This window comes from Nitrobacter sp. NHB1, assembly GCF_036964665.1.
GTDB lineage: Bacteria > Pseudomonadota > Alphaproteobacteria > Rhizobiales > Xanthobacteraceae > Nitrobacter.
Genome location: NZ_JBAMDA010000001.1, coordinates 998150 through 1015768, shown reverse-complemented (window position 1 = coordinate 1015768; position 17619 = coordinate 998150). Strand labels below are relative to the sequence as shown.

The 17619-nt window shown below is 62.5% G+C and carries 13 protein-coding genes; 12 read left to right on the top strand and 1 reads right to left on the bottom strand.

Annotation, left to right across the window (positions count from 1 at the left end; translation table 11 throughout):
- Window positions 1–6: 6 nt before the first annotated feature.
- The 7 genes from ntrC (at window position 7) to V4R08_RS04740 (ending at window position 9717) form a co-directional block, all read left to right on the top strand.
- Complete coding sequence (gene ntrC / locus V4R08_RS04770) at window positions 7–1449, top strand: nitrogen regulation protein NR(I) (protein WP_335578288.1); 1443 nt, start codon at window positions 7–9, stop codon at window positions 1447–1449.
- A gap of 191 nt (window positions 1450–1640) precedes the next feature.
- Window positions 1641–3941 (top strand): sensor histidine kinase NtrY-like, encoded by a 2301-nt coding sequence (locus V4R08_RS04765; RefSeq protein ID WP_335578287.1) that lies wholly within the window; start codon window positions 1641–1643, stop codon window positions 3939–3941.
- A 17-nt stretch (window positions 3942–3958) separates the two neighbouring features.
- Window positions 3959–5329, top strand: coding sequence for a nitrogen assimilation response regulator NtrX (ntrX, locus tag V4R08_RS04760; RefSeq protein ID WP_335578286.1), 1371 nt, complete (start codon window positions 3959–3961; stop codon window positions 5327–5329).
- 28 nt (window positions 5330–5357) lie between these two features.
- Entirely contained in the window at window positions 5358–6215 is an 858-nt protein-coding gene (locus V4R08_RS04755) for a D-amino-acid transaminase (protein ID WP_335578285.1), read from the top strand.
- Window positions 6216–6399: 184 nt separating this feature from the next.
- Window positions 6400–6648 (top strand): RNA chaperone Hfq, encoded by a 249-nt coding sequence (gene hfq, locus V4R08_RS04750; protein WP_009797508.1) that lies wholly within the window; start codon window positions 6400–6402, stop codon window positions 6646–6648.
- 23 nt (window positions 6649–6671) lie between these two features.
- Window positions 6672–8051, top strand: a complete 1380-nt coding sequence (hflX, locus tag V4R08_RS04745) for a GTPase HflX (protein WP_335578284.1) — start codon at window positions 6672–6674, stop codon at window positions 8049–8051.
- Window positions 8052–8280: 229 nt separating this feature from the next.
- A complete protein-coding gene (locus V4R08_RS04740; protein WP_335578283.1) occupies window positions 8281–9717 on the top strand; it encodes an NAD-dependent succinate-semialdehyde dehydrogenase in 1437 nt (478 codons plus the stop codon).
- 52 nt (window positions 9718–9769) lie between these two features.
- Here the strand turns inward: V4R08_RS04740 and mazG are convergent, their stop codons facing one another.
- Window positions 9770–10591, bottom strand: coding sequence for a nucleoside triphosphate pyrophosphohydrolase (gene mazG, locus V4R08_RS04735; RefSeq protein WP_335578282.1), 822 nt, complete (start codon window positions 10589–10591; stop codon window positions 9770–9772).
- Window positions 10592–10827: 236 nt separating this feature from the next.
- On the opposite strand from mazG, the gene queC reads away from it, so the two are divergent.
- From queC to V4R08_RS04710, 5 genes are all read left to right on the top strand, one after another.
- Window positions 10828–11544: a 7-cyano-7-deazaguanine synthase QueC gene (queC, locus tag V4R08_RS04730; RefSeq protein WP_335580181.1), complete on the top strand. Its 717-nt coding sequence runs from the start codon at window positions 10828–10830 to the stop codon at window positions 11542–11544.
- 193 nt (window positions 11545–11737) lie between these two features.
- On the top strand, window positions 11738–12034 hold the full coding sequence (locus V4R08_RS04725; RefSeq protein WP_335578281.1) for a hypothetical protein: 297 nt from the start codon (window positions 11738–11740) through the stop codon (window positions 12032–12034).
- A gap of 55 nt (window positions 12035–12089) precedes the next feature.
- Entirely contained in the window at window positions 12090–13361 is a 1272-nt protein-coding gene (gene ihpA / locus V4R08_RS04720; protein ID WP_335578280.1) for a divalent metal ion exporter subunit IhpA, read from the top strand.
- Entirely contained in the window at window positions 13358–14338 is a 981-nt protein-coding gene (gene ihpB, locus V4R08_RS04715) for a divalent metal ion exporter adaptor subunit IhpB (protein WP_335578279.1), read from the top strand. Before ihpA ends, ihpB begins: the two co-directional genes overlap by 4 nt.
- On the top strand, window positions 14331–17543 hold the full coding sequence (locus tag V4R08_RS04710; RefSeq protein ID WP_335578278.1) for an efflux RND transporter permease subunit: 3213 nt from the start codon (window positions 14331–14333) through the stop codon (window positions 17541–17543). The genes ihpB and V4R08_RS04710 overlap by 8 nt, the downstream gene beginning before the upstream one ends.
- Window positions 17544–17619 lie beyond the last annotated feature (76 nt).

Here is a 17619-nt window from a genome sequence, read left to right as displayed (position 1 = left end):
CGAAACATGCCCGCAGCCAGCATACTTGTCGCAGACGATGACGCGGCCATCCGCACGGTGCTCAACCAGGCGCTGTCGCGTGCAGGATATGAAGTGCGGCTTACCGGCAATGCAGCGACGCTGTGGCGATGGGTCAGTCAAGGTGAGGGGGACATCGTCATCACTGACGTCGTGATGCCGGACGAGAGCGCCTTCGATCTGCTGCCGCGCATCAAGAAGATGCGGCCGAACCTGCCGGTCATCGTGATGAGCGCGCAAAACACGTTCATGACGGCGATCCGCGCCTCCGAGCGTGGCGCGTATGAATACCTCCCGAAACCTTTCGACCTCAAGGAACTGGTCGCCATCGTCGGCCGCGCACTCGCCGAGCCCAAGGAGCGTGCAGCCAGTCGCGGGGGCGAGAACGAATTCGATTCCATTCCGCTGATCGGACGCTCGCCGGCCATGCAGGAAATCTATCGCGTGCTGGCGCGGTTGATGCAGACCGACCTGACCGTGATGATTTCCGGCGAGTCCGGCACCGGCAAGGAACTGGTCGCGCGCGCGCTTCACGACTACGGCAAGCGGCGCAACGGCCCGTTTGTCGCCGTCAACATGGCGGCAATCCCCCGCGACCTCATCGAGTCGGAGTTGTTCGGCCACGAGCGCGGTGCGTTCACGGGCGCCAACACCCGCGCCTCCGGCCGTTTCGAGCAGGCCGAAGGCGGGACCCTCTTCCTCGACGAAATCGGCGACATGCCGATGGAAGCGCAGACGCGCCTGCTGCGCGTGCTTCAGCAGGGCGAATACACCACCGTTGGCGGGCGGATCGCGATCAAGACCGATGTCCGCATCGTTGCGGCGAGCAATAAGGACCTCCGCGTCCTGATCCAGCAGGGGCTGTTTCGCGAGGATCTGTTCTTCCGCCTCAACGTGGTGCCGCTGCGGCTGCCGCCGCTGCGCGAACGCATCGAGGATCTGCCTGATTTGATCAGGCACTTCTTTGCCCTGGCCGAAAAGGACGGGCTGCCGCCCAAGAAGCTCGATGCGCTCGCGCTCGAGCGCTTGAAGCGGCATCGCTGGCCCGGCAACGTCCGCGAACTGGAAAATCTGGCGCGCAGGCTCGCGGCGCTCTATCCGCAGGACGTCATCACCGGCCCGGTGATCGATGGCGAACTTGCATCTCCTCCGGTCGTCTCCGGATACGGCGGACAACAAGGCATCGATAGTCTCGGCGGCGCCGTCGAGATGTACCTGTCGTCGCTGTTCTCAGGCTCCCCGAATGGCGTCCCGCCGCCGGGCCTGTACCACCGCGTTCTCAGGGAGATCGAGGTCCCGCTTCTCACCGCTGCGCTGGCCGCGACCCGCGGCAACCAGATTCGGGCCGCTGACCTGTTAGGTTTGAACCGCAACACGCTGCGCAAGAAAATCCGCGATCTGGATATCCAGGTCTATCGGATTGGAGGATAGCGGCCCCATCCGGCCAGGTTTCGACGATTTTCCGGTGCGAATCGACGACTTGTCCAAAGCTTGTCGTTCCGCGCTACGGTTGCGCCGCGGAAATGTCTCAATTGCGCAACATTGTTGTAGGAATGCATCAGTTCGCTGTCGGGGTATCGGCCGATAGTCAGCGAACCTCCACCGCTCAAACCTTTTCGCGGATGACTAGCGCAGACACGCCGGTTTCAGCACACGATCCGACACTCGCCGAACCGCGCGGCTGGACCTTGCGCCGGTTGCTGGTGCCGGTCGCGATCGGCCTCGCGCTACTGTCGGCGTTTCTGACCTTCGTCGTTTTGGTCGGCCTCACGCCAATCGAGCCGACCCACCGGGTCGTCATCACATTCCTGCTGATCGACGCCGGCGCCATCCTTCTGCTTGTCGGCATTATCGCCCGCGAGGTCTGGACCGTGGTTCAGGCCCGCCGCCGGGGGCGCGCCGCGGCGAAGTTGCATGTCCAGATTGTCAGTCTGTTCTCGGTGATCGCGGTGCTGCCGGCGGTCCTGGTCTCGGTGGTGGCCAACGTCACTATCGATCGCGGCCTCGACCGCCTCTTTTCGGGTCCGACCAAGGAAGTCATCCAGAACTCGCTGATCGTCGCCAACGCCTACCTGCACGAGCACGCCCAGCTCATTCGCGGCGATATCCTTGGCATGGCCAACGACATTTCCAACGCGCGGCCGCTGTACGACCAGGACCGCGGAACGTTTCGCCAGCTTCTGACTTCGAGCGCGAAGGCCCGCAACCTGCCGGGCGCGATGCTGATCGACAAGGATGGCCATCTGCTCGAGTCGGCGCAAACCGGCATCGAGCGGACCTACACCACGCCGAACCCGGACTTCCTCAAAAATGTGAACGCGGACGAGCCGCAGATCGCGGTGTTTCCTGAGGCGAACTATGTCGCCGCCGTCATTCGCCTGCGCTCGTTCCAGGACACCTTTCTTTACGTCGCAAGACTCCTCGATCCACATGTCGTCGCGCAACTGAAGCAGACCGAAGCAAGCGTTGCCGAATACGCCACGATCGAGGCCCGGCGCCTTGGCATCCAGGTGGCGTTCGCGCTGATGTTCGCCGTGATCGCGCTAACCATCCTGATGGCGTCGGTATTGCTGGGCCTGAACTTCGCCGACCGGTTCGTCGCGCCCGTCCGTCGCTTGATGAACGCAGCCAACATCGTATCCACCGGCGACTTGAACGTTCAGGTGCCCGTCCTGAAGTCGGAAGGCGATCTCGCCCAACTCGGCGAAACCTTCAACAAGATGACGGCCGAGTTGCGGATGCAGCGCGATGAACTCGTCAACGCCAGCGGCCTGATCGACAGCCGGCGCCGCTTCATCGAGGCTGTGCTGTCGTCGGCGAGCGCCGGCATCATTGGCGTCGACGGCGCCAACACCATCGGCGTTCTCAACCGCTCGGCGGAGAAATTGATCGGTCATTCCGAATCGGAAACGCTGGGACGCCCGCTATCCGACGTCATTCCGGAGTTGAACGACCTCATGCGGTCGGCGAGGGAGGGGACCCAGCGGCTGGTGCAGGGGCAGATCACCATCAATCGAGACGGCAACGAGCGCAACATCTCGGTGCGTGTCAGCGCCGAGCAAACCAGTCAGTCGCGCGATAGCTATATCGTCACGCTGGACGATATCACCGAACTTGTGACCGCGCAGCGCACTTCAGCGTGGGGCGACGTGGCCCGGCGAATCGCGCATGAAATCAAGAATCCGTTGACGCCGATCCAGCTCTCGGCCGAGCGCATTCGCCGCAAATTCGGCAAGGTGATTACCGAAGACAAGCCAATCTTCGAGCAGTGTACCGATACGATCGTGCGTCAGGTCGAGGATATCAGGCGGATGGTCGATGAGTTCTCGCGTTTTGCGCGAATGCCGAAGCCGGTGATGGAAGGAGAGGACGTCGCCGATACGGTCCGCCAGACGGTTTTCCTCATGCGTGTCGGACATCCCGAAATCGATATCGGGGCCGATATCAAGCACGAACCGATGCGCGCGCAGTTCGACCGGCGGCTGATCTCGCAGGCCCTAACCAATATCATCAAGAACGCGACCGAAGCTATCGAGACCGTGCCGCCGGAGACGCTTGGAAAAGGTCGGATCGACGTCATCGCCGCGCGGGAGGGCGACGACATCGTCATCGACGTGATCGACAACGGCATCGGCCTGCCGAAGGTTGGACGAGCGCGGTTGCTGGAGCCCTACGTCACGACCCGCGAGAAGGGCACCGGCCTCGGTCTTGCGATTGTGGGGCGCGTGCTGGAAGACCACGGCGGAAAGCTCGAAATCAACGACGCATCCGTCATAAGACCGGGAGCGCGAGGAGCCTGGATGCGGTTGCGGTTTGCGGTGTCCGGGAGCGCGAATGCTGAAACCGGTGGGAGCAGTGGCGCGACTAACGACGATACCTTGACCGGCGACGAAACGAAAACAGAGGTTGCAACCGGCAACTGACCAGACGGATCCAATCTATGGCACACGATATTCTGATAGTTGACGACGAGGCGGATATCCGCGACCTCGTTGCGGGCATCCTGGAAGACGAGGGTTTCACGACCCGAACCGCGCGCAACAGCGATGAGGCGCTTGCGGAGGTTTCAAGCCGCCGTCCGCACATGGTGTTCCTCGATATCTGGCTGCAAGGCAGCAAGCTCGACGGGCTGCAACTGCTGGAGATGATCAAGCAGGACAGCCCCGACATGCCGGTCGTCATGATCTCCGGCCACGGCAACATTGAAACGGCTGTCGCGGCGATCAAGCGCGGCGCCTATGACTTCATTGAAAAACCGTTCAAGGCGGATCGCCTGATTCTGGTGGCAACGCGTGCGCTCGAAACGTCGCGTCTCAAGCGTGAGGTTAGGGAATTGAAGCAGCTTGCGCCGGCAGCCGGCTCGCTGGTCGGCCGTTCGCCATGCATGAACCAGCTTCGGCAGACCATCGAGCGCGCGGCGAAGGCCAACAGCCGCATCATGATCGTCGGCCCTTCCGGATCCGGTAAGGAGCTGGCCGCGCGAACGCTTCACAATCAGTCGGGCCGCTCGGAGGGACCGTTTGTCGTTATCAACGCCGCGGCGATTACGCCGGAACGAATGGAGTTCGAACTGTTCGGCGTCGAGCAGACCGACGGTCAGCAACCCCGCAAGGCCGGGGCGCTGGAAGAGGCGCACGGCGGGACGCTGTTCATCGACGAGATCGGCGACATGCCGCGCGAGACTCAGAACAAGATCATGCGCGTCCTGGTCGACCAGACCTTTCAGCGCTCCGGCGGCGTGACCAAGATCAAGGTCGATGTGCGCATCATTTCGTCGACGGCGCGCAACCTGGAGGAGGAGATCGCCGCCGGCCGTTTCCGCGAGGATCTTTATCATCGGTTGTCGGTCGTGCCGATCCGGGTTCCGCCGCTCTCCGAACGCCGTGAGGACATTCCCGAACTGATCGAGTTTTTCATGGACCATATCTCCACCGCGAGCGGGTTGCCCAGACGCAATATCGGCGACGACGCGATGGCCGTGCTGCAATCGCACGTCTGGCCCGGCAACGTCCGGCAGCTCCGTAACAACGTCGAGCGCGTGATGATCCTGGCCGGCGGCGGTCCGGAGGTGATCATCACCGCGGATATGCTGCCGCAGGATGTCGGCTCGATGGTCCCGGCGATGCCGACCGGCGTCAACGGCGAGCACATCATGGGCCTGCCGCTGCGCGAGGCTCGTGAGGTGTTCGAGCGCGACTATCTGATTGCCCAGATCAGCCGCTTCTCCAACAATATCTCGCGAACGGCGGAATTCGTCGGCATGGAGCGCTCGGCGCTGCATCGCAAACTCAAGGCGCTCGGCGTCAACTAAAACCCATTTCGGTGGTCGGACGCGCCGGATGTCACGAATTGCTTATGTCAACGGCCGATATCGCGATCTGCGCGACGCTTGCGTTAACGTCGAGGACCGCGGCTATCAGTTTGCCGACGGCGTTTATGAGGTCTGCGAGGTGCGCGGCGAGAGACTGGTGGATTTTCCCCGGCACATGGCGCGATTGCAGCGGTCGCTGCGCGAGTTGCGGATCGCCGAACCGATGCCGCTCCCGGCGCTCGGCATTGTCATGCACGAGGTGGTGCGGCGCAACCGTGTGACCTACGGTCTGATTTATCTGCAGGTGACCCGCGGCGTGGCGCGGCGCGATCATGCATTTCCGCCGCATCCCGTGAAGCCGAGCATCGTCGTCACGGCCCGTGCGCTCAACTACGAGAAAAACCAGCAAACCGCCGCCAACGGCATCAAGGTCGTCACCGTGCCGGAAAATCGCTGGCCGCGGGTGGATATCAAGTCCGTATCGCTGTTGCCCAACGTGCTGGCAAAGCAGGAAGCGCGGGAGCAGGGGGCCTATGAGGCCTGGTACGTCGGTAGCGACGGATTCGTTACCGAGGGCGCATCGAGCAACGCCTGGATCGTGACGAAAGACGGCCGCGTCGTCACCCGCTCGGCGGACCACGGCATTCTTGCCGGCATCACGCGGGCCGTTCTCATGGAGGTCATGGACGCTCTTCAGATCAGATTGGAGGAACGCCCATTCACGCCGGCGGAAGCGTGCGCGGCTGCGGAGGCTTTCGTGACCTCGGCCTCCCAGATCGTCATGCCCGTCGTCGCGATCGACGGACAGACGGTAGGGAATGGTCAGCCGGGGGGTATTGCCAGACGGCTGCGGGAAGAATTCCACCGTTTTTCAGCATTTTCCTGATAGTTTTTGCGTATCCGGACGAACCCGTCGCCCGAACCGGCTTGCCTAACACCATGCTCTGCCCTCTAATCAAGGCGCCGGGTCCACGAGGAGGATCTCAGAGGGGGCCGGCGGCCAGGAGACGCTCCCCGGAGAGCTGTGTCCGGTTAAAAAAAACGCAAAGCGAAACTGCGGGATAAAAAAAATGGCGATAGACCGCGCACAAAACCTTCAGGACACCTTCCTCAACCACGTTCGAAAGACCAAGACTCCCCTGACGATCTTTCTGGTGAACGGGGTCAAGCTGCAGGGAATTGTCACCTGGTTCGACAATTTCTGCCTGCTGCTCAGGCGCGATGGTCATTCGCAGCTTGTCTACAAACATGCGATTTCGACCATTATGCCGGGCGCCCCGATCCAGTTGTTCGAAGGCGGCGAGGACGCTCCGCTTTGATCACATATCTGAAAGTTTCCTGATTGGAACCCCGGAATCCCGAGGGGAGCATCGGCCGTTCAGGGCCGATGCAGGGCAAACCGACCGGGCGGGCAATCGTCATCGGCCCTTATCTGCGGCTGCGGCGCGGCAATGCCGACACGCCGCAGGTGGGACACGCCATGCGCGATACCGACGCCCGGCTGGATGAAGCCGCCGGTCTTGCGCGTGCGATTGACCTCGACGTGGCCAAAGCGATCGTCGCGCAAGTCACCCAGATCAGGCCCGCGACATATCTCGGCAAGGGCAAGGTCGAGGAATTTGCCGGCCTGATTGCCGCCGAAGGCGCCGATCTCGTGGTGATGGATTGTGCGCTGTCGCCGATTCAGCAGCGCAATCTGGAAAAGGCCTGGAGCACAAAGGTGCTCGACCGGACCGGCTTAATCCTCGAAATTTTCGGACGCCGCGCCAAGACAAAAGAGGGCGCGCTTCAGGTCGAACTCGCTCACCTCAACTACCAGCGCAGCCGACTGGTGCGCTCCTGGACCCACCTCGAACGGCAGCGCGGCGGCTTTGGCTTCATGGGCGGCCCCGGCGAAACCCAGATCGAGGCCGACCGCCGCCTGATCGGCGACCGCATAGCGCGGCTGGAGAATGAACTGAAGAAGGTGCAGGCGACGCGACGGCTGCATCGCGCCGGGCGGCAGCGCGTGCCCTATCGCGTGGTCGCGCTGGTCGGCTACACCAATGCAGGGAAGTCGACGCTGTTCAATCGGCTGACGCGCGCGGAGGTCCAAGCCGCCGACATGCTGTTTGCAACCCTCGACCCGACGCTGCGCGCGCTGGCGCTGCCGCACGGCGGCAAGGCCATGCTGTCCGACACCGTCGGATTCATATCCAATTTGCCGACCCAGCTTGTCGCTGCGTTTCGCGCGACGCTGGAAGAGGTGATGGAGGCGGACGTTATCCTCCATGTTCGCGACATTTCGCACGAGGACGCGGAGGCGCAGCAACACGACGTCGAGGCTGTGCTGCGTCAGCTCGGCATCGATCCCGGACACGGCGCGCGCATTCTCGAGGTCTGGAACAAGATCGATCGCTTCGACGCGGATCAACGTGAAAATCTGGAAAACATCGCTGCGCGCCGCTCGGTAGAGGTGCCGTGTTTCCTCGTCTCCGCCGAAACCGGCGAAGGGCTGGATACGCTGCTGGCGGCGATCGAGGATCGGCTTGCGGCGACCCGAACCACGCTGGACCTGTCGGTCGATGCCTCCGACGGCGCGGCGATCAGTTGGCTGCACCGCAATTCCGAAGTGCTTGTCAAGGAACTGCGCGACGGTCGTTACGATATGACCGTCCGCGTCGACGAAACCAAACGCGACATCCTCGTCAACCGATACGCCGCGATACCGCACCCGCTTTGATGGATTGCGCCATCCCGTCCCTCTTCGCAAGGCAGGCAGGACGGACTTGACCGGCAAGGTGGCGGCACTAGATCACAATGGTCTTGGATTGAATCGATCCAAGATCATGAACGTGATCGATTCCTATATTTTTGAGCGGGATGCGGGCGGAAAGCCGCTACACACTTTTCCTCATCCCGCTCTATTCCATACCCCTCGAGCAATCGCAGGACAGCCGCAGGAGATGCCCGTGAATTATCAGAACACATCGCTGCTGATCGACGGCAAGTGGCGTCCCGGTGCGTCCGGCAAGACCATCGCCGTGCTCAACCCCGCTACCGAAGAGCAGATCGGCACGGTGGCTCATGCGGATCGCGTCGACCTCGACGAGGCGCTCGCCGCTGCCGACAAGGGCTTCAAGGTCTGGCGCGCCGTCGCGCCCTTCGAGCGCGGCAAGATCATGCGAAAGGCGGCGGCCTTGATGCGGGAGCGCGTCGACAAGATCGCAACGCTGATGACCATGGAGCAGGGCAAGGTTCTCGCCGAGGCCAGGATCGAGACGCTGGCGGCGGTCGACGTCATCGAATGGTTCGCAGAAGAATCCCGCCGAGCCTATGGCCGGGTGATTCCGGCGCGCGGACCCGGTATCTACCAGATCGCGATCAAGGAGCCGGTCGGCCCGGTGGCGGCTTTCACGCCATGGAATTTCCCGATCAATCAGGTCTGCCGCAAGCTGTCTGCCGCGCTTGCCGCCGGCTGTTCGATCATCGTCAAGGCGCCCGAGGAAACACCGGCGTCTCCGGCCGAACTGCTCCGCGCGTTCGTCGATGCGGGCGTGCCCGACGGCGTGATCAATCTCGTATTCGGCGTGCCTGCCGAAATCTCCGAATACCTGATCCCGCATCCGATCATTCGGAAGATGTCGTTCACGGGCTCGACCGCTGTCGGCAAGCAACTTGCGGCGCTCGCCGGACTGCACATGAAGCGTGCGACCATGGAACTCGGCGGCCACGCACCGGCCATCGTGTTCAACGACGCCGACATTGCAAGCGCCGCGAAGATCATCTCGGGCGCCAAATTCCGTAACGCAGGCCAAGTCTGCATCGCACCGACACGCCTTCTCGTGCAGGACAAGGTCTATAAGGATTTTGTCGGCAAGTTCACGGAAGCCGCCACGGCGATCAAGGTCGGCAACGGGCTCGACGCCGATTCAACGATGGGCGCGCTCGCCAATTCCCGCCGCATGACCGCCACCGAGAGCTTCGTGCAGGACGCGGTGGGTAAAGGCGGCAAGCTCGTGGCCGGCGGTCATAGGGTCGGCAACAAGGGTTATTTTTTCGAGCCAACCGTGGTCACTGATGTGCCGAAGAACGCCCGCGCTATGAACGAGGAGCCGTTCGGCCCGCTGGCGCTGATCTCGCCGTTCTCGACCTTCGAGGAGGTCGCGGAGGAGGCGAACCGCCTGCCGTATGGCCTCGCGTCCTACGCCTTCACCAGTTCGACCAAGACCGCGACCGCCATCGGCGCTGCGATCGAGAGCGGCATGGTGGCGATCAACAATGTCGGCCTGGCCCTGCCCGAAAATCCGTTCGGAGGCGTCAAGGATTCAGGTTACGGCTCCGAGGGCGGAATCGAGGCGATGGAGGCCTACCTCATCACCAAGTTCATCAGTCAGACGGGGGTGTAAGCCGGTCTGTCGGTTTGCGGGGACGACACGGATTCACGGGGACCACGACCGGTCAGGTTCTCTCCTGCGCCTTCGCCTCGTTCCACAACGCATCCATCTCGGCAAGAGATGCGTCCTCCAGCGAGCAGCCCCTTGCAGCAAGCGCCTGTTCAATATAAGCGAACCGCCGCTCGAATTTCGCATTGGTCCCGCGCAGCGCCATCTCCGGATCGGCATCGACATGACGTGCGAGGTTAACCAGTGCGAACATGAGATCGCCGGTCTCGGACGCGATGTCAGACTTGTCGCCACAATCCAGCGCCGCTTCGATTTCATCCGCCTCCTCGCGGATTTTATCGAGCACCGCGCGGGGATCGTTCCAGTCGAACCCGACGGTCGAGGCCTTTTGCTGCAAGGCTATTGCGCGCGCCAACGCAGGCTGTCCGGCCTTGATGCCCGCGAGCAGGCCTGAGACGGGCGCTTCCTGCATCGGTTTGCGCGCCGCACGCTCGGCCTTTTCTTCCGCCTTGATGCGCTCCCATGTTCCTTTCACGTCAGATGGCGCGATAGTGCCCGAACTGTCGGCGAACACATGCGGATGCCTGCGGATCATCTTGCGCGTGATGGCCTCGACCACATCGCCGAACGAAAAGGCGTTCTGCTCTTCGGCCATGCGGGCGTGAAACACGACCTGCAATAGCAAATCTCCGAGTTCATCGCAGAGATCGATCAGATCATGACGGGTGATCGCGTCCGCAACCTCGTAGGCTTCCTCGATGGTGTAGGGCGCAATGGTCGCAAACGTCTGTTCGAGGTCCCACGGGCAGCCGGCGCCGGGCGTTCTCAATTGCGCCATGATTTCGATCAGGCGTGAAATATCGCGGGAAGGGATCATCGGTTCACCGGTATCGGGAAATCAGCGCTCTCTATGCCGCAAGCCGCGCCGCCGTCCCAGCAGAAAAGCGGACGGTCAGCAACGCAATCTTAGAGCGTTTTCGAGCGAAGTGGATACCGGTTCGCGTGAAGAAAACGCGTCAAATCAAAATCATAGAGCCTCGCTTCTGATTCCATCAGAAGCGAAAAGGCTCTAGCCGATTGGCGAGGGTGCCGATGGATGCTATTGGCATCGTCATGATCGATCAGCCAGCCTCCCGAACCGCGCTAGTGCTGTTCTCCGGAGGGCAGGACTCCGCGACGTGCCTTGCCTGGGCGCTGCAACGCTTCGCGCACGTCGAAACGCTGGGATTCGACTACGGTCAGCGCCACGCCATCGAACTCGACTGCCGCGACGCATTGCTCGCGGGCATGACATCGCTACGCCCGGACTGGGCGGAGAAACTCGGTGAGGGGCATACACTTGCCATTCCGACGCTGGCGGAGGTTTCCGACACCGCGTTGACCCGCAACGTCGCGATCGAAATGGGCGAGGGCGGATTGCCCAATACCTTCGTGCCCGGCCGTAATCTCGTGTTCCTGACCTTCGCGGCGGCGCTGGCCTATCGGCGCGGCATGACGGATATCGTCGGCGGCATGTGCGAGACCGATTATTCCGGCTATCCGGATTGCCGCGACGACACCATCAAGGCGCTGCAGACCGCGCTCAACCTGGGAATGGACAGGCAGTTCGAACTGCATACGCCGCTGATGTGGCTCGACAAAGCGGCGACGTGGGCGCTCGCGCATGAACTCGGCAGGGCAGGGTTGGTCGATCTGATCCGCGAACACTCGCACACCTGTTATCTCGGCGAGCGCGGCGAGCGCCATGACTGGGGCTATGGTTGCGGCAAATGCCCGGCGTGCCGGTTGCGCGCAAAAGGCTGGCGCGAGTACGCGGCGCGGGCGGCTTGACGGAACTCCCGCGACGACGGTCCGCGCCCTCGCCTTCGATGACATGGCGGACGTGTTATAGTGTTGCGGTCGACTCGACGTTCGCGGTCGTGTTAAATAAAGTCTGCCGGCTTGGAACGAGTAGCCTTTGACCCTCACTGCCACCAATGATGGAACGCATCGCCTACGCGCTTCGCGCGGCAGGTTCGCGGTCGTGTCTCTGATCGTCGTTTACTTGTTATCGGGCGCCCTGCACCAATTCTTCCACATGGATGTGACCGCTCCCAAGGGTGAGATCATCGTCTCGATGGCGCCAATCCATACGGACACGAACGGGCCGGGAATGATCGCAGACCACCACTGTCATGGTTGTTTTCCCGTCTCACTTCCGAATCCGCCGACGCTCTCTGTTATCATTGCTCCAGAGGCCGCCGCGATTCCGCGGGTGCTTTCGCGGGCCTCTGATCTTGTCCCGGATACCGAGACTCCGCCACCAAAAATCCTGACATGAACGTGTTCGCGGAGCGCATTGACGCTCTGAATCCGTCGTTCGTCAGGAATATTTCATGTTGTCAAAATCCGCCGCGCGTCTCGCGTGGGCGATGGCATTGCTGGTCAGCCCCTGGCTGACGGTACCGTCGCATTCGCAAACGCTTACGTTGAAGACCGCGCTTCAACGCGCGCTCGCCGCCAGCCCGCGTCTGACCGCCGCCGAGCGCGACGTCGGCATCGCGACCGGCCAACGCATCCAGGCTGGCGCGCTGATCAATCCCGAAGTGTCCTATGAGCAGGACAACTCGTTCGGCTCCAGACGCTATCGCGGAACGAAGTCGGCCGAGACCACGCTACAGATCAGCCAGCTATTTGAGCTTTTCGGCAAGCGCGATGCGCGAATTGCCGTCGGCCGCGCCAGCATTGAGACCGCGGCCATTCAGCGCAAGGCCGTTCGCCTCGAAGTTCTGTCGGAGACAGCCGTCGGTTTTCTGGGCGTCCTCGGTGCGCAGCGCAGAATCCAGATACTGGACGAGCAGGTCGCCGCAATCGACAAGTTGACGCCGCTGTTGCAGCGGCGGGTGGACGCCGGCGCTTCGTCGCCTGCTGAAATCGGCCGGGCGGAAGTCGCGTCCGCATTGGTGAAAGCGGACCGCGAGCGGGTTCGCTCGACGCTTGCCAGCGCCCGGCGCGAATTAGCGGTGCTGATGGGAGACACCGCAGCAAAGTTCTCGGCTGTTTCCGGACGACTGGACGTTCGGGGCCGGCCACCGTCTTTTAAGGCCGTTGTCACCGCGATCGATTCAAATCCGCAACTGATGCGTTGGACCGCGGTCTACGCGCAGCGCAACGCCGAACTTCTGCTGGCCCGGCTGAAGCCCTATCCGGACGTTCGCGTCAGCGCCGGCTGGCGTCATTTCAACGAGACCAACGACGACGCGGTCAGGCTCTCGCTGTCCGTCCCCATTCCGGTTTTCGACCAGAACCAGGGCAACATCCTGTCCGCTCAGGAAAGCCTCGCGAAGACCCGCGCCGAGCGCAAAGCCAATCGCAACACGCTGATCGTGCTTGCCGGCCGCGCCTACGATTCGCTTCAGGGGGCGTTGCGCGAGCTGAAAGTGCTGCGCGATGTCGCGATCCCGAAATCGCGCCAGGCCGCCGATGCGATCTTCGAGGGGTACGGGCAGGGGCGCTTCACGTTGCTCGAAGTGCTGGATGCGCAAGCAAGCGTCGCTCAGGCGCGCCTGCGCGAGCAGGAGGCCCAGCAGAACTTCCACGTCGCCGTCGCCACCATCGAGGGACTCGTCGGAAACCCGTTCTCACTGACGCGGGAGAAGGCGCGATGAGGACGCTCACGATCATCGTTGCGGCCATAGTGGTGCTGGCGCTCGCAGGCGTCGGCTACCGCATGATGGAGTCGGAGAAACCCAAAGCGCCGGCGACGCAGACGAGCCATAAGAACGAGAAGACAGCAAACGAGCACATCGAGCAGGACGAGCACGGCGCCGACCGCATTCTGATCAGCGACGTCAAGCTCGCCGCCGCCGGTGCGATACTCGCAGAGGCCGGTGCGGCCACGCTCAGCGACACGCTGTCCTTCAATGGCGTGCTGCGCGCTAACCAGGAGGCCGTGGTTCAGGTCACGCCGCGTTTTCCGGGTATCGTCCGCTCGATCAGGAAGCGAATCGGCGACGCGGTCACCAAAGACGACCAGCTCGCCTCGATCGAAAGCAACCAGAGCCTGACCGTCTACGATCTGAAGGCGCCGATCAGCGGTACCGTGATCGACCGCCAGATATCGCTCGGCGAGTATGCCTCGGAACAGAAGCCGTCCTTCGTCGTCGCCGACCTGTCGACGATCTGGGTTGACCTGTCGATCTATCGTCAGGATCTGAAGCGAGTCCGGACCGGAGACGAAGTGCTGATCGACCCGGACGACGGCGGCGCGGACATCAAGGGCCACATCTCCTATGTCGCGCCGATCGGATCGAGCGACACGCAGACAGCGCTTGCCCGGATCGTTCTGGCAAATAAGAACGGACGCCTGCGTCCGGGACTGTTCGTCACGGCGCGGCTTGTGCTGGCAAAGCGCCACGTGCCCGTCGCCGTGCGCGCGGGAGCGATTCAAACGCTGGAAAACAAGACGGTCGTGTTCGTCCGGGAGGGCGGTGACAAGATCGAGGCCCGTCCCGTCGAGATCGGAGAATCCGATTCGAAATTCGTGGAGATTCGAGCGGGCATGTCGGCGGGAGAACCCTATGTCGCCGAGAACAGCTTCGTCGTGAAGGCGGAGATGGGCAAGGGCGAGGCAGGACATGATTGACACCGTCCTTGCCTTTTCTATCCGCCAGCGCTGGCTGATGATGCTGTTCGTGCTGGGGGTCGGAGTCTTCGGAGCCTGGAGCTTCACCCGGCTGCCGATCGATGCCGTGCCTGACATCACGAACGTCCAGGTGCAGATCAATACCCGCGCGCCAGGTTATTCTCCGTTGGAAACAGAACAGCGGATTACGTTCCCGGTCGAGACGGCGATGGGCGGTCTCCCGAAGCTTGAATACACGCGATCGAGTTCGCGCTACGGCTTGAGCCAGGTCACGGTCGTCTTTCTCGACGGCACCGACATCTACTTCGCGCGCCAGCTCGTCAACGAGCGCATCCAGCAGGTGAAGGACCAATTGCCGGCCGGCGTCGAAGTTGCGATGGGTCCGGTGTCGACCGGGCTCGGTGAAATATTCATGTACACCGTGGAGGCCAGGCAAGGAGCCAAGGCACCCGGCGGCGAATTCACGCCGAGCGACCTGCGCACGATCCAGGACTGGATCATCAAGCCGCAACTGCGCACCGTTCCCGGCGTGATCGAGGTCAACACCATCGGCGGATACGAACGCCAATTTCATGTCTTGCCGGATCCGGGGCGTCTGTTGGCTTACAATCTTGGATTCCGCGACGTGATGACGGCTCTCGCCGCCAACAACGCCAACGTCGGCGCGGGCTATATCGAACGCAACGGCGAACAATATCTGGTCCGGACACCAGGGCAGGTCGCCAACATAGCGGAGATCCAGGACATCGTCATCGGATCACGCCGGGGCATTCCCGTCCGCATCCGCGATGTGGCCGACGTGAAGGAAGGCAAGGATCTCCGGACGGGGGCCGCGACGCTGGACGGCAAGGAGACCGTGCTCGGCACGGCGATGCTGCTGATCGGCGAGAACAGTCGCGCTGTCGCGAAACGGGTGGCCGCCAAGCTCGGCGAGATCGCACGGTCGCTTCCCGACGGCGTGATCGCGCGTACGGTCTACGACCGAACGGATCTGGTCGATGCGACCATCAGAACCGTCCAGAAAAATCTGATCGAGGGCGCGCTCCTCGTCATTGCGGTGCTGTTCCTCATTCTCGGCAACATTCGCGCGGCTATCGTGACGGCGTGCGTGATCCCCCTGGCCATGCTCTTCACCATCACCGGCATGGTCGAGGCGAAAGTCAGCGCAAACCTGATGAGCCTCGGTGCCATCGATTTCGGCATCATCGTCGATGGCGCGGTGATCATCGTCGAGAATTGCCTGCGGCTTCTTGCGGAGGAGCAGCGCAGGAAAGGCGGGATTCTGTCGCTCAAGGAACGCCTGCGGACGATTCTCGACGGATCCCGCGAGGTGATCAAACCCAGCCTGTTCGGCACCATGATCATCGCGGTCGTGTATCTGCCGGTGCTGACGCTCACCGGCGTCGAAGGAAAGATGTTCACGCCGATGGCGCTCACCGTGCTGATGGCGTTGCTGGGCGCCGCCATCTTTTCCGTGACTTTCGTTCCCGCGGCGGTCGCGATCGTTGTAACCGGCAAGGTCTCCGAGAAGGAGAACGTCTTCATGCGCGGGGCGAAGCGAGTCTATCTGCCGCTGCTGAAAGGTGCGATCCAGTATCGGCATCTGGTGGCGTCGGGGGCTGTCGTCATCGTGTTTGCAAGCGGCATTGCCGCGACCCGCATGGGCGGCGAATTCATTCCGTCTCTCGACGAGGGGGACATCGCCATCGCCGCGATCCGGATACCGGGGACCAGCCTGACCCAGTCGCTCGATCTCCAGATGGCGCTGGAAAAACGGATCAGGAAAATTCCGGAGGTGAAGGATTTCTTCGCGCGAACCGGCACTGCCGAGGTCGCCACCGATGCGATGCCGCCATCGATCTCGGACGGCTACGTCATGCTCAAGCCGCGCGAGGAGTGGCCCGACCCGTCGAAGCCGAAATCCGAACTGGTGGAGGAGATCGAGCACGCTGCGAACGAGATTCCGGGCAGCAACTATGAAATCTCGCAACCGATCCAGTTGCGGGTCAACGAACTGATTTCGGGTGTACGCAGCGACCTTGGCATCAAGATCTTCGGCGACGATCTGGACATTCTCCAGGGCGCCGCGAAGCAAGTGCAAGCCGCGATCACGAGTATCCCCGGCGCGACCGACGTGAAGACCGAGCAGGTGTCCGGGCTTCCGATTCTGACGGTCAAGCTCGACCGCCGGGCGTTGTCGCGGTACGGCCTGAGCACTGCGGACGTCCAGAACGTCGTGGAGATTGCGATCGGCGGCAAAAGCGTCGGCAAGCTGTTCGAGGGCGATAGGCGCTTCGATATCGTGGTCCGCCTCCCCGAAAATCTTCGGGGCCGTCTGGATTCGATCCGCGCCATCTCCATTCCGCTGCCTCCCGTCGAGAACGCAGCGGCGGAGACGACGAAGGCCGCATGGTCAGCATCGTCCGTGGCGCAGATGCGATACGTGCCGCTGTCGTCGGTGGCAACAATCGATATCGCGCCGGGTCCCAACCAGATCAGCCGCGAAAACGGCAAGCGTCGCATCGTCGTCACCGCCAATGTCCGCGAGCGGGACCTCGGATCGTTCGTGGCCGACGCGCAACGGGCGGTCGCGGAGAAAGTCAAACTGCCGCCGGGCTACTGGATCGGCTGGGGAGGGCAGTTCGAGCAACTCGTTTCGGCAACCAGACGCTTGACCATTGTGGTGCCGGTTGCGCTAGCGCTCGTGCTGCTGCTGTTGTTCATGAGCTTCGGATCGGTCGCCGACGCGCTGCTGGTGTTCAGCGGCGTTCCGCTGGCCCTGACCGGCGGCGTTCTGGCGCTGCTGCTGCGTGGCATCCCGCTGTCCATCAGCGCCGGCGTCGGTTTCATCGCGCTGTCCGGTGTCGCGGTTCTGAACGGCATCGTCATCATCGCCTTCATCGAACGGCTGCGCCGGGAGGGAAAGCCGGTGTTCGACGCCGTGTATCAGGGCGCATCGACCCGGTTGCGACCGGTCCTGATGACGGCGCTCGTCGCCTCCCTCGGATTCGTTCCAATGGCCATCGCGACCGGCGCCGGCGCGGAGGTACAGCGGCCATTGGCGACCGTCGTGATCGGCGGCATCGTCTCGTCGACCATCCTGACGCTGCTGGTGCTGCCGGCGTTGTATATCCTGTTCCGGAAAGACTCCGAGCCGGCGCACGATCTGTCCGCAGCAGAAACCTCTCCGGGAACGGCGGGGTAGTTCTATCGGACCGGGCGAGTATGATATCGGATTCCTGATCGCATTCAGGCGGCAAATGCCTGCAATCGCACCGATA

Coding starts and splice junctions, on each gene's coding strand:
- queC (WP_335580181.1), top strand. CDS start 10,828: ATGATCGATCAGCCAGCCTCCCGAACCGCGCTAGTGCTGTTCTCCGGA.
- V4R08_RS04710 (WP_335578278.1), top strand. CDS start 14,331: ATGATTGACACCGTCCTTGCCTTTTCTATCCGCCAGCGCTGGCTGATG.
- mazG (WP_335578282.1), bottom strand. CDS start 10,591: ATGATCCCTTCCCGCGATATTTCACGCCTGATCGAAATCATGGCGCAA.
- hfq (WP_009797508.1), top strand. CDS start 6,400: ATGGCGATAGACCGCGCACAAAACCTTCAGGACACCTTCCTCAACCAC.
- V4R08_RS04755 (WP_335578285.1), top strand. CDS start 5,358: ATGTCACGAATTGCTTATGTCAACGGCCGATATCGCGATCTGCGCGAC.
- ihpB (WP_335578279.1), top strand. CDS start 13,358: ATGAGGACGCTCACGATCATCGTTGCGGCCATAGTGGTGCTGGCGCTC.
- V4R08_RS04765 (WP_335578287.1), top strand. CDS start 1,641: ATGACTAGCGCAGACACGCCGGTTTCAGCACACGATCCGACACTCGCC.
- ntrC (WP_335578288.1), top strand. CDS start 7: ATGCCCGCAGCCAGCATACTTGTCGCAGACGATGACGCGGCCATCCGC.
- ntrX (WP_335578286.1), top strand. CDS start 3,959: ATGGCACACGATATTCTGATAGTTGACGACGAGGCGGATATCCGCGAC.
- ihpA (WP_335578280.1), top strand. CDS start 12,090: ATGTTGTCAAAATCCGCCGCGCGTCTCGCGTGGGCGATGGCATTGCTG.